The sequence below is a fragment of the Acinetobacter sp. YH1901134 genome (genome assembly GCF_013416965.1).
Classification (GTDB): Bacteria; Pseudomonadota; Gammaproteobacteria; order Pseudomonadales; family Moraxellaceae; genus Acinetobacter; species Acinetobacter amyesii.
Window position 1 is genome coordinate 648,115 of the sequence record NZ_VPEW01000004.1, and the last position, 13,135, is coordinate 661,249.

At 38.9% G+C, this 13,135-nt stretch carries 12 protein-coding genes; 5 read left to right on the forward strand and 7 right to left on the reverse strand.

Annotated elements, in window-relative coordinates; translation table 11 throughout:
- Nucleotides 1-203 precede the first annotated feature (203 nt).
- Nucleotides 204-1,379 carry a YbfB/YjiJ family MFS transporter gene (locus FTV50_RS07035; RefSeq protein WP_180023950.1) on the forward strand — a complete coding sequence of 392 codons (1,176 nt, stop codon included), beginning with the start codon at nucleotides 204-206 and terminating at the stop codon, nucleotides 1,377-1,379.
- 301 nt (nucleotides 1,380-1,680) lie between these two features.
- Here FTV50_RS07035 and FTV50_RS07040 read toward each other — a convergent pair whose 3' ends face one another.
- Nucleotides 1,681-1,842: a hypothetical protein gene (locus FTV50_RS07040; protein ID WP_180023951.1), complete on the reverse strand. Its 162-nt coding sequence runs from the start codon at nucleotides 1,840-1,842 to the stop codon at nucleotides 1,681-1,683.
- 405 nt (nucleotides 1,843-2,247) lie between these two features.
- Nucleotides 2,248-3,501 carry an NADP-dependent isocitrate dehydrogenase gene (icd, locus tag FTV50_RS07045; protein WP_180023952.1) on the reverse strand — a complete coding sequence of 418 codons (1,254 nt, stop codon included), beginning with the start codon at nucleotides 3,499-3,501 and terminating at the stop codon, nucleotides 2,248-2,250.
- Nucleotides 3,502-3,689: 188 nt separating this feature from the next.
- Here icd and FTV50_RS07050 point away from each other — a divergent pair, with 188 nt between their 5' ends.
- Nucleotides 3,690-4,478, forward strand: coding sequence for an rRNA large subunit pseudouridine synthase E (locus tag FTV50_RS07050; RefSeq protein ID WP_078194376.1), 789 nt, complete (start codon nucleotides 3,690-3,692; stop codon nucleotides 4,476-4,478).
- 81 nt (nucleotides 4,479-4,559) lie between these two features.
- Here the strand turns inward: FTV50_RS07050 and FTV50_RS07055 are convergent, their stop codons facing one another.
- The gene (locus tag FTV50_RS07055) at nucleotides 4,560-5,318 is read right to left on the reverse strand and encodes a hypothetical protein (protein WP_180023953.1); all 759 of its coding nucleotides are present in this window, start codon (nucleotides 5,316-5,318) and stop codon (nucleotides 4,560-4,562) included.
- Nucleotides 5,319-5,380: 62 nt separating this feature from the next.
- Nucleotides 5,381-7,084, reverse strand: coding sequence for a M61 family metallopeptidase (locus tag FTV50_RS07060; protein WP_180023954.1), 1,704 nt, complete (start codon nucleotides 7,082-7,084; stop codon nucleotides 5,381-5,383).
- A gap of 180 nt (nucleotides 7,085-7,264) precedes the next feature.
- On the opposite strand from FTV50_RS07060, the gene FTV50_RS07065 reads away from it, so the two are divergent.
- The 3 genes from FTV50_RS07065 (at nucleotide 7,265) to FTV50_RS07075 (ending at nucleotide 10,602) form a co-directional block, all read left to right on the forward strand.
- Nucleotides 7,265-8,578 (forward strand): D-alanyl-D-alanine carboxypeptidase PBP6B, encoded by a 1,314-nt coding sequence (locus FTV50_RS07065; RefSeq protein ID WP_180023955.1) that lies wholly within the window; start codon nucleotides 7,265-7,267, stop codon nucleotides 8,576-8,578.
- Between the two features lie 103 nt (nucleotides 8,579-8,681).
- Entirely contained in the window at nucleotides 8,682-9,983 is a 1,302-nt protein-coding gene (locus tag FTV50_RS07070; RefSeq protein ID WP_180023956.1) for an NAD(P)/FAD-dependent oxidoreductase, read from the forward strand.
- Nucleotides 9,984-10,119: 136 nt separating this feature from the next.
- Nucleotides 10,120-10,602, forward strand: coding sequence for a peptidylprolyl isomerase (locus FTV50_RS07075; RefSeq protein ID WP_078194383.1), 483 nt, complete (start codon nucleotides 10,120-10,122; stop codon nucleotides 10,600-10,602).
- 156 nt (nucleotides 10,603-10,758) lie between these two features.
- Here the strand turns inward: FTV50_RS07075 and FTV50_RS07080 are convergent, their stop codons facing one another.
- From FTV50_RS07080 to FTV50_RS07090, 3 genes are all read right to left on the reverse strand, one after another.
- A complete protein-coding gene (locus FTV50_RS07080; RefSeq protein ID WP_078194384.1) occupies nucleotides 10,759-11,538 on the reverse strand; it encodes a M48 family metallopeptidase in 780 nt (259 codons plus the stop codon).
- A gap of 112 nt (nucleotides 11,539-11,650) precedes the next feature.
- Nucleotides 11,651-11,959: a hypothetical protein gene (locus FTV50_RS07085; RefSeq protein WP_078194385.1), complete on the reverse strand. Its 309-nt coding sequence runs from the start codon at nucleotides 11,957-11,959 to the stop codon at nucleotides 11,651-11,653.
- A 97-nt stretch (nucleotides 11,960-12,056) separates the two neighbouring features.
- Nucleotides 12,057-12,860 carry a M48 family metallopeptidase gene (locus FTV50_RS07090; protein WP_078194387.1) on the reverse strand — a complete coding sequence of 268 codons (804 nt, stop codon included), beginning with the start codon at nucleotides 12,858-12,860 and terminating at the stop codon, nucleotides 12,057-12,059.
- Nucleotides 12,861-13,135 lie beyond the last annotated feature (275 nt).

The window sequence follows — 13,135 nt, forward strand, 5'->3', positions numbered from 1 at the left end:
CGTACGCCCTGTACGGTTTTTTATTACTGTATCTTTAAATTTGATTTCTTACTGTACGCACACCACAGCTATCTTTTTGAATAGTTAAGTTTTTAAGAATTAATTTTTAGCTTAGACCTTAGTCAAAACTTTAAGATCTGTTGATTTTTCTATAGCCTATTCATGTTATTTTTTAACCAATCATAAAAATACATGAGTACAGGATGTTCTCTAACAAAATTAAACTGAGCCTATTTCTCTGTCTAAGCATGTGCCTAGGCATCGGGATATTACGTTTTTCCTATACCGCACTCCTCCCTTCAACCCGTGAAGCATTTGGTTGGAGCCCAAGTTTTGCCAGCATCTTAGGCAGTGCCAATTTGCTCGGCTACTTGATCGGTGCATTTTGGGCCATGAAATTACCCCAAAATAAAAGCATGGTGAATTATATCCAACTCGCAGCTATTGCAGGGACACTCAGTTTACTCAGTTGTGCATTTTCAGGTTTTTCAGAACTTTGGTATAGCACTTGGCGCGTTATTTCAGGGATCAGCGGCGGCTTACTAATGATCCTCTCCCCAAGTGTCGTGGCCCAATGTTCACAGCTTCAAGACCGCTTTAAAATCAACTTTATTGGTTTCAGTGGTATTGGCTTAGGGGTGTTAATGGCAACGCTATTTTTGCCTTACATCCAACAAATTTCGACAATGTGGGCTTGGTTGATTTTGTTTGCTTTTTCAAGCCTGATTTGTATGTTACTCAGCGTGCTTTTGAAGAGTTTTAAATTACAGCTCACAACACTCACCGCGATTCCTGCAGTAGAACATAAAGTCGATGGAATTTTCTATTGTCTCTTAATTGTGTATAGCACCAGTGCTTTTGCTTACGTGCCCCATTCATTATTTTGGATTGACTATTTAACTCACACCCTACACCTGAGCCCGATCGGGATCAATTTCAATTGGATTTTATATGGTCTGGGGAGTGCTTTAGGGGCATTTGCTGCTTACTGCCTAGCACAAAAACTGGGAAATATTAGTGCTCTTAAAATATTATATAGCAGCTATGTCTTGGCGATTTTTATAGCAATTATTAATATCCATCCACTTTTTACTTTTTTATCTTCTTTTGCTACAGGCCTGCTCAATCCAGCAGTGGTTTTTCTTACCTCTTATACCATTCTGCAAATCTATGGTAGCGCCTATAAAAAGCTCTGGAGTATTGCAACCCTGTGCTTTGCATCTATTCAATTGATTGGCGGTATAAGCTTTAGTTTTTTACAGCGAATCGGTATTGATTATTCACAGCAATTTATTTTGGCCGCATGCGTGCTCTTCATTGGAACACTACAACTCTTTTGGTTCACTCGCACTGCAAAATTAAGTAAGCATCTCGTCTAGGTAGATCACAAGACATTCAACTACATTACCAATCATGTATATAAAGAAAAGACCTATTTAAATAGGTCTTTTCTTTTTGATAAATCGTGAATGGACTAAGCTTTTTTCAGCTTTTTCTTTAACTTTTTCAAAGCAGAATTATGCTTTGAAATTTTGTTCAACCTCGCTTTAATTTCCTTTTTAAGTGATTTGGTTTTCTTAGACAAATTCATCTCCTTCTCGTCTACGTATAAAACTTAAATTTCGATCAATTAAAAACCATTCGGCCAAATGAACTTTGATTCACAAAGTCTTTAGCCTACTAATGATGTTGTTGACGCTGATTTCGTTGATGCGGCTGTTGTTTCTGTTTCTTTTGGTCTTGTTGCTGTTGCTGTTGCTGTTGCTGTTGCTGTTGCTGTTGCTGATCATTTTGCTGCTGTTGATCAGTTTGTTGGTTTTGTTGATGCTGTTTACGAGACATTTCATTTCTCCATATCATCATAAGTGTCACAATGTACTGTTACTAGATGTACATCTACTAAAGGACAACAACCAATGTACCGCTAATTTTCATGGAACCAACCCGATAAATGTTTCGAATTACGTCATTGTAAAATTTCTGGAGAATAATTAATTTGAAATCAATCCCCCTCTATTTTCTGCATTACTTAAGTTCACTCGAATAGTGTGGTTTTAAACTTTTAGTAACATGACAAGCATGCCAGACCATCTGATTGATTGCGTGAAGTCACCTTTTGAGTGCTGTTTTTTGAATGGTATTGAGAAGCTATGATTCTGTGTTTTTAATGTTTAGTCCTAAAAAAGAACTGAATCATTCAGTCCTTTTTTCACCTAGCATTTTTTACACCTAGATTGGCAAATAAAGTTAGTCCATATGCTCAATGATGGCTTGTCCAAACTCCGAACAACGCAAGAGTTTTGCACCTTGCATGAGTCGTTCAAAATCATAGGTCACTGTTTTGGCTTCAATCGCCCCTGCAATACCTTTAATAATTAGATCTGCAGCTTCTGTCCAGCCCATATTTCGCAGCAACATTTCTGCAGACAGAATAATAGAACCTGGGTTTACTTTATCTTGACCCGCATATTTAGGCGCTGTGCCATGTGTCGCTTCATATACTTGCACAGCGCCACCAATATTGGCACCCGGTGCAATACCAATACCGCCAACTTCGGCCGCCAAAGCATCTGAAATATAGTCACCGTTTAAATTTAGGGTAGCAATGACTGAATAATCGGTCGGACGCATCAGAATCTGCTGTAAAAAAGCGTCTGCGATCGCATCTTTAATCACGATCTCTTTGCCAGTTTTCGGATTTTTTATTTTGACCCAAGGACCTCCATCTAGCAATTCACCACCAAAGCGCTCAAGTGCGACTTCATACCCCCACTCTTTAAACGCACCTTCGGTATATTTCATGATATTGCCTTTATGCACCAAGGTGACATTCGGCTTATCGTTATCAATGGCGAATTGAATAGCTTTCCGAACCAAACGCTGAGAACCTTCTTTAGATACAGGCTTAATACCGATACCGCAATTTTCCTCAAAACGAATCTTAGTAACACCCATTTCCTCTTTAAGAAATTTGATCATTTTCTTGGCTTCAGGCGAATCTGCTTTCCATTCAATCCCTGCGTAGATATCTTCTGAATTCTCTCTGAAGATCACCATGTCTGTACGTTCAGGATGCTGAACGGGTGAAGGAACGCCCTTAAACCAACGTACAGGACGCACACAGACGTAGAGGTCTAATTCTTGACGTAATGCAACATTCAGCGAACGAATACCGCCACCGACAGGCGTCGTTAACGGCCCTTTAATTGAAACCACAAATTCGCGTAAAGCCTCAAAGGTTTCTTCGGGCATATAGGTGCCATAAATTTTATTGGCTTTTTCACCACAATAGACTTCCATCCATTCTATGGCACGTTTTCCACCATAAGCTTTTTGTACTGCGGCATTCACCACGGTTTTCATCACTGGAGTGATATCAACACCAATACCATCGCCTTCAATAAATGGAATAATTGGATTATTGGGAATATTGAATGATAAGTCTGAATTTACTGTAATTTTTGTCCCATCCACTGGAACGACGATCTTCTGATAACCCATTTTTATGATCCTCCCTGAGAAGCGAGTGAAAAATAATTGCTGTTTGATAAGACTTTTAATTGCGCTTCACGCATAATACTCTAAAGCAAATCTACCTTTTTTGAGATTTAGATGGGAAATAACTGCATTTCCCTATTGAATAAATCTTAACCAATTTGAATTATTGTATTTAATAGAAGTTATTTCCTATGAAAATCGTCATCTTAAACAAGCCATATGACGTGCTCTCCCAATTCCGTAAAGACGAAGCGCATATGACCATATCTGACTTCGTGGACGATCCTAGTCTACGTATTGCAGGTCGTTTAGATATGGACTCCGAAGGTTTGGTATTTTTAACCGATCATGGTGGTTTAAATCAGTACATCACCAATCCTGAAAATAAAAAGTTCAAAACCTACTTAGTGCAAGTCGATGGCGACATCACAGAAGAAGCGCTTGAACAATTACGTAAAGGCGTTGAGCTAAAAGATGGTATGACTTTGCCAGCCAAAGCCATTAAAGTGCAACAGCCAGAATGGTTATGGGATCGTGATCCTCCTGTACGTTTCCGTGCAAACATTCCAACCTCTTGGGTTGAAATCCAAATTTGCGAAGGCCGTAACCGTCAAGTTCGTCGTATGACTTCAGCAGTAGGTTTCCCGACTTTACGTTTAATTCGTACACGTATTGGTGCCATCGATTTAGTTCAATTGGGTTTAGAACCAGGTGAAACCAAAGAAATTGAGCCTTTACTGTACCCTGACTTTCAAAATGTACCTGCAGAAGAACCTTACCGTTCGCGCTCTTATGTGAAAAAACCAGGCGGTACAGGTGGTAAGCCAATGGTTCGTAAGAATAAAGATGGCTCAGTGAAAAAGTCAGGTACAAAACGTATCTGGCAAATGGATGAGAGCGAAAAACCCAAACGCCGTACCAATGGCACAACTCGTCCGAATACTAAAGCCCCTCGTGGCCGCGGTCGTAACGGACGTTGATATTATTTCTTAAAAATCAGTTTGAAAAAAGCTTACACCAGTGAGCTTTTTTTCAATAAAAATGTATCTTTGAAGCATAATTTATACAACTTTACTTGCTACTAACGAATCTCTCAGTGATGGCTTTAATACTTGAACCTCACCTGTTTCATGTCTTAATATTCTATATGAATAAATATTTTCAGTTTCTAATCCATAAATATTCTGAAATCTCATCTTAAATTTAAAATCCAAATCATTGATTTTTCCTGATAAAAAATCATTAGTATAAGTGTCATTCAAACAATCTAGCCTTAATTTAAATTCAATAGACTCATCAACTAATATTTTCATTTCACGCTGATAAATTGTGTCATCCAAAGTCATTAATAAAACAATTCTTGATTCATTAATTCTCGAATAAACACTAAAAATTAATGAACATAACTTTTCAGGCTTATTAGTTAATAGATCTCTAATATTAAGAATTTCTAATTTTGGAGTGCATAATTCTAAGTAAGGTTGGCATGAATTATGATTCATTCTCAATTGTTCTGACTGTAGCTGAGCAAGATACCCTTGCTGTTTAACGCTCTCCTTCATCTCTTCTATTTGAAGTTTAAATGCTTTTTCTTGCTGTTCCAACGCTTTGGTATTTTGATCTAATTGTTTACCTTGCTGGAGATACCCGAGTATTAACCAAAGAAAAGCAACTGGAGCAAATATACCTGCGAGAAAATCCCCTAGTGAATTCAGCTCTCTATTGGTAAATACAAAATTGTTTTGAACGCAAAATAGTCCTATAACTAAGAACCAAACTATAGTTATCGAAATTCCAATTATTAAATTTTTACTATTCATTTTCTAATAAAAAAACCCATACCTAAGTATGGGTTTTACATGAAAATTAAATACTTATCAAATTAAGCCTTCAACCACTTCTCCGCTTTAGCCTGATCTTCAACTTTAAGTTCAACTTCCGTCAATTCTGAACCTGCCGCTTCTACTTCAAAGCTCATCAACTCATCACGGCGGAATGCCAGTACGGTATAAGTTCCATCTTGCTTGGCATATTTTTCTGCCAATTTAACTGTCGCTTTTAGACCATCAATTGCAATAATCACATCATTTGCAGACAAGCCAGTTTTTGCCGCCGCACCGTCACGGCGAGCAGACTGAACCAACACACCTTCAGGCTTATCAGCAAGTTTTAGACCAAATGGCAGTGATTTGTCATTTTTAAGCGTGTAGCTTAGGCCAAACTCAGGGAATAATTGGTCTAACGGCAATTCATCCGTAGTATTAATCAAATGATTGATTTGTTCTAACCAATCATCACCCGTCAATTCATTGCATAAATTGAAAATAGTCCGTTCATTCACTTGAATGCCGTTTTGTGCGTTTTCATATAGCTTACGCATTAAGGCATCAAGACTTGAACCACGTAGGCGTAAGCCAAGGTCTAAACACAGCGCCACGAGGCAGCCTTTATTATAGTAACTGGTACCTGCATTATTTGAGTTTTCATCCTGACGGTAGAATTTCACCCATGCATCAAAGCTTGATTCAGCAACGGTTTGAATTTCACGACCCGGATTTTGCAAATAGCGATCAATTTGTGCTTTTAAAAGCTTGATATAAGAATCCTGATTAATCACACCGCTACGCAGTAAAATCAAATCATCATAATACGATGTAAAACCTTCAAAAATCCAAAGCAAAGAAGTGTAGCCTTCTTTGTTCAAATCATAATTCACAAAGTTTTCTGGACGGATAAATTTTACCAACCATGAGTGGAAATATTCATGGCTGCATAACCCTAAGAAACGTTGATAATCTGCCGATGGCTCTACAGGTTCATTGGCTTTTGGCAAATCATCACGCGGGCTAATTAAACTTGTACTATTTGGATGCTCTAAACCACCATAGCTATTGGCCGTTGCCATGGTCATAAAGGTATAGTCTTTAAATGGTGCTGAACCAAACATGGAAATTTCTGTCGAACAAATTTTTTCGATGTCTTGCTGCATACGCTGCGCGTTCATGGCATGTTTGCCCGAAACCACAAATTCGTGTGGAATGCCGTTGGCTTCAAAACTGAAACGAGTTTGTTCCGCCAATTCAAACGGTGCATCAATCAACTGAGCATAGTTATCAGCATACAAGGTATAACGACCTTTTACTAAACTTTTTGACTTCAATCCAGTCGCAAGTTGGAAATGCTTTAACTCAGGTGGCAAGAAAACTTCAATCTCAATGGCTGTATCTTCTTGGTCAACTAAACCTAAACATGCGCAAGCTGGATTGACATATAAACGGCTTTGATCAACATAAGCACCACGAACCGACAAGTCAAAGGCATAAACATCATATTCAACGGTGATCAACTCATGATCAGTATTAAATAAACGCCATTTATTTTTTTCAAATTTCTCTATTTGTAACAAACGCCCATCTTCATCATAAGCTCGAACAGCTTCGATATGCTTCGAAAATTCTCGGATTAAGTAACTTCCGGGAATCCAAGTTGGCAAAGAAAGCACCTGTGTTGGATTTGCCAAGAAACGTGCAGTGACATGGACTAGATGCTGACGATAATCGTCAAATTCGATTTGATAATGCAACATAATGGGCGATATAAAATAAATAAAAGATAACTTATCAATTAGATTAACATTTTTTACAACTGAATGCGGAACTGTCGCAATTGTCTACAATTATGACTAGTCAGCAGAAAAAAAAAGGCATAGCATGCCTAAAAATTTTTTCGTTTTACCACCAACGGAATGGTTGGTTAAGGAACCTCATTGAAACACGTGATCTACCTCATCGCGCTGCTTAGTTTTCTATGCTCCACGATAGCAAATGCTGCCCTTTTAAATATTGTCCCTGAAACTGTTGAAGCTGAAGCTTGGACCATTTTAGACCCTCAGTCGGGTCAGGTGATTGCAGAACATAATAGCCATGTTCAGCGTGCCCCTGCTTCACTTACCAAAATGATGGTGGCTTATATTGCTCTAAAGGAAATTAAAGCAGGTCATTTAAAGAAAAATGAAATCCTAACCGCCACCCCAGTCGTGCAAGTGGTTCAATGGGATGAATCACAAATGTATCTCAAAGCAGGTGAACAAATTTCAGTTGATCAGCTTTTGGCAGGTCTTGTGGTCATGTCTGCCAATGATGCCGCAGTAACCTTAGCTGAACGCATTTCTGGTGATATTCCAAAATTTATTGAACGCATGAATAAAGAAGCCAAAGCTTTGGGCATGAATGACACCAATTTTCAAAATCCAGCCGGCATTACCATGCCAGAACATTATTCATCGGCGGCTGACCTTGCTCGTTTAGGACAAGCACTGGTGACTGAAACACCTGACTATTTGTATTATTCAAAACAACAAAGTTTTAGTTATAACCAACGTTTCCACCGTGCAACCAATATTTTACTCAAACAAGATCCCACTGTGGATGGCTTAAAAACAGGTTTTACCAAAGCTGCAGGTTATAACTTAGCCTTAACAGCCAACCGTTTGATCGCGAATCCTGACGCGCCAGAACGTCGTTTGATTGTTGTGGTATTAGGGGCGAAAAGTGGCTTAAAACGTGCTGAAGTGGCGCACAGCCTCATGAACTTGGCTTATACCTATACCCGTAATGAGGTTGCAATCAAAGATAAGCAATTAATTGCTGAATTACCTGTAGTTAAATCAACCTTGAAAATGTTTAAGGTGGAAACTCAACAACCTAAGCTGATTACAACTTCGCTTTATGATCAAGCTTATGCCATCGATTTAAAAGCTTTTGACCCTACGCAGCAACGTATTCTTTTAAATACCGGCAATGGTCAAATTCAAGCCATTGAACCACTTCATGAAACGCAGACTAAATTGAGTGTTGAAGTGAAGGAAAAAGAACTTACTGCGCCTTTGGCTGAAGTGATGAAATTAGCGACCGTTACGGTTTATCAAAATAACCAATTGATTAATACCTTTGATATTGAAGATGACGTGCAAATTGAAGAAGCCAATATTTTTGAGCGTTTCATGATGTGGATCAAAGGTCTTTTTAGCATCTTTAATACGGATTCAGCAGAAGTTAAAACCTACCCTCTAGGTCAATGATGTGATTATGTAACTTGTAAGACAATTCGTTATTCGTGCAAAAAAGAAGATGGCATACTCGTGCCATCTTCTTTTTTTCAACAATAATAAAATAGGTAATTCAATGAATAACGCTGATGACTCCAAGTTACACCATATTGTCATTGTCGGTGGTGGTGCCGGTGGTTTAGAACTGGTCACTCAACTCGGTGATTTACTCGGGAAAAAAAAGAAAGCACGCATTACCCTCGTAGATATGAAACTCACGCATGTCTGGAAACCCCTTTTACATGAAATTGCCGCAGGTACAATGTCGGTTAGTGAAGAAGAAATTAACTATTATGCGCATGCTGCGAAGCATCATTATGAATTTGTCTTGGCTAAGTTTGAAGATATCAATCCTGCTGAAAAAACCATTCAGCTTAGCAAAGTCCAACAAGGTAAATATGAATCTACTCAAGAACAACTGCAACTGAGTTATGACACCCTTGTTCTTGCTTTAGGCTCAGTTTCCAACGATTTCAACACGCCGGGCGTGTATGAACATTGTCACTATTTGGACAGCCTGCAACAAGCTGAAATCTTCCAACAAGATCTCTTACAGTTGTATTTGGATGCACAAAATAGTAATACAGCACGTGAGTTGAAAATTGCCATTATTGGCGCAGGTGCAACGGGTGTTGAACTTTCAGCAGAATTGGTTGAAGCCAAAAATAATTTTTATAAATATGGTTTAAATAAAATTCATCCGCAAAGCGTACAGATCAATTTAATTGAAGGTGCTGATCGGATTCTGCCTGCACTGCCTGAAAAAATGGCCGAGCATGCTCAGCAGCAATTAAAACGCATGAAAATTGAAGTCTTAACCTCTAAACGTGTGGAAAAAGTCGATGCTGAACATGTTTATTTTAATGATGGCAGTAAAATTAAAGCTGAACTGAAGGTTTGGGCAGCAGGCATTAAAACACCAGAAGTAATTTCGAAGCTTGAAGGCTTTGAAAAAGACCGTATGGGGCGTTTGAGTGTATATGCAACACTACAAACTAAGGCACACCCAGATATTTTCGCGTTTGGTGATTGTGCACATTGCCAACCGCGTGCAGATGAGCCTGTCCTCGGCCCACGCGCTCAAGTTGCTAGCCAACAAGCGTCATTTCTCGTGGATTGTTTAAAGGCGCGTATCCGTGGTCAGCAACTCCCAATGTTCGTATTTTCAGACAAAGGCTCCCTAGTCTCATTAAGCAAGCATAAAGCGGTTGGTGAACTTTTAGGTCAGGTCAATGTTCAAGGCTTTGTTGCTAAATCAATGTACGTTTCACTTTATCGAATGCATCAAGCCACAATTTACGGCTACGCACATGCAGGACTATTAACGGCTAAAGATTTTGTTACACGAAAAATTGCGCCTAAAATTAAATTGCATTGAAATTTACAGATTTGCCCCGATTAATGAAAAAATCATCATAAACATTTAAAAATTGCATTTTTTTGATAAATTTAGTCTACAAAAGTGCAATTTCACTTTATGATGTAACCCTTAAAAAATTGAATGGATCAATAACATGACTGCTATTGCAAATAACTCTGTGGTTTCTTTCCACTACACATTGACTAATGCAGAGGGTGAAACTCTCGACCAATCTCAAGGTGAGCCACTAGCATATTTGCACGGCGCTGGTAACATCATTCCAGGTCTTGAAAAAGCTCTTTTAGGCAAAACAGTTGGTGAAAAATTCACTGTAACTGTACCTGCTGCTGAAGGTTATGGCGAATACAATCCTGATCTCGTTCAAGAAGTTCCTGCTCAAATGTTCCAAGGCGTGGATAACATCCAACCAGGTATGCAATTCCAAGCTCAAACTGATGACGGCGTTCAAATCGTGACAGTTAAAGCGGTTGAAGGCGACAACGTTGTTGTTGATGCGAACTTTCCACTTGCTGGTCAAGATTTAACTTTCGAAGTTGAAATCGTTGAAATCCGTGAGGCTTCTGCTGAAGAACTTGAACACGGTCACGTACACGGTGCAGGCGGTCACCACCACTAAGATCTTCTGATCTCTAGTGCAAAAAGGCAAAGTTTTTACTTTGCCTTTTTTATTGCGCCTGATATAGGTATGCCATATAAGAACTTTTCAAACTATTAAATACAAAAAAGCAGGCCACGGCCTGCTTTTTTAAAACGGATAATTAATTCTTATGAATTAACGACGTTGGTTATAAATCTGCTGCGCTGCAGGTAGATTTTTACGCATCGCTTCAATACGTTGTGAGTTTGATGGATGCGTAGACAGGAATGATGAACCTCCCGCACCTTCAAGCTTGTTCATTTTTTCCCAAAGTGTAATCGCCGCTTGTGGGTTATAACCTGCACGTGCCATTAACATTAAACCACCTTGGTCAGCACGGCTTTCCAGAGAACGTGAATAAGGCAGACCTATACCAATTTGACTACCCAACTGCGCGGCCGCAGTACCCAATTGACCGACATTATTACCTGCCGCACTTAAACCAATATTCAATGCAAGATCAGTTAAGGCTTGCGCTCCCAATTTACTTTTTGCATGCTCTTCAAGAGCATGGACCATTTCATGTCCCATAACTGCTGCAATTTCTGCATCGGTTAAATTCAGTTTATTGACAATACCTGTATAAAATACAACTTTACCGCCTGGAGCGACAAAGGCATTGACTTGATCAGATTTCATAACCGCCAATTGCCATTGGAACGCTTGACCCGTTTGGTTCATTTGGTCTGCATAAGGACGCAGTTTTTGGAATACAGTATTAATGCGCTTATATGTACTCGAAGAGGTATCGAGCTGATTTTTAGAACGCGCATCTGTCACCATTTTGTTATAACTTTGTGTTGCTTGCGCGTTCAATGTAGCAGTATCCGCTCCTGCCATATCTGCCACTGTCGCACAGCCCGAAATCGTCATTACACCGGCCATACACAGGCTCGTTAGAATTATTTTTTTCATTAAGGATACTCCAGACCATTAAAATATAAGTGAATTTATGGATATTATATTCTTATGGTTTGGAGCTTAAAACGAAGTTATAGCGACTTATAATAGTATTTATGTAATTTTTTTAAGCTGAAAATTGAAGAACCAACCAATAGATTAAACAAACCACATTCAAGCCCAAATACACATGCATTAATGGCTTAATTTTTTCTTCTAACTGCACATTTTTTCGCTTAAAAAATAGGACAGCATTTTGTATCAAAACTATGGGCACAAGAATACAGGCAATAATCACCGACAACCCAATCAGGGCTTGATAAATTAATTGTGGATCTTGAGTTTGGGCACGAATGATCATCATAGCAATAGTGGGTGCTCCCCCCATCGCAAATAATAAAGAATAAAAAATGGTGGTCGAAATATTCTTCTGCATCCTGCACTTCTCTTCCTAATTTAAATTGCATTTTAGCAACTCACCACAAAGTGTATAGCGTACTAAAATGCAACTTTAGTCTTGAAAACCGCAGATATTAACGACGTACACTCGATGGTGTCGCATTTTTATAATATTGCTGCGCTTCCGGCATCATTTTTTGCATAGCAGCAATACGGTCATTATTGCTTGGGTGTGTAGACATAAATTTGCTCAGTGCGTCGTTGCCACTGTTATCATTCGCATTCATTTTTTTCCACAATGAAATCGCCGCTTCTGGATTGTATCCAGCCTTTGCCATCATCACTAGGCCACCTTTATCCGCGCGACTTTCCAAATTACGTGAATACGGCAAGCCCACACCAAATTGACTCCCCAAGTCAAGCAAGGTTGCACCATAGCCACCTGCTGCATTACCTACGTATTGTGAACCTATACTCACTGCAAGATTGGTCAGTGCTGAAGCGCCAATTTTATTTTTTGCATGTTCTTCTAAAGCATGAACCATTTCGTGACCCATGATTGCTGCGACTTCATCATCCGTGAGTTTGAGGGTTTCGACGATTCCTGTATAGAAAACAACTTTCCCGCCGGGTGCAACATAGGCATTGATTTCTTTAGACTTGATTACGGCAACTTTCCAATCAAAAGCCTGACCCGTTTGATTCATCTGATCTGCAAATGGTTTCATTTTCCAGAAAACACGGTTTACTTTTTGATAAGTCGCAGACTTGGTATCGAGCACTTGTTTGGTCTGTGCGTCTTTCAGCATTGCGTTATAAGACTGTGTTGCCTGTAAGTTCAAAGATGCAGAATCAGCACCTGCAAGATCAGCAATCGTGGTACAACCTGATAAAGAAGCTGCTACGGCAAAGCATGCCAAAGATTTTTTATAATTCATCATGATCTCTAGTTATTTATAAAGAGTGTCAAATATATACAAAAAATTGACTGACTCAATATTTTTATGCTTATTTTTTAAAATCTTTATTTTTCCATCATTTAAATTTAATAACTAATGTTACCCCGTAAAAATAATTTCACATTTTTTAAAACTTTTAAGTATATTCGACGGAGTCTTACATCTAGGGTTTAAATACAGGGATTAGCCTTCGGCTGGAGGTACACACATGAAACAATGTTTCTCATTAGGCAAAATGAGAAGCGTGCTTCGCA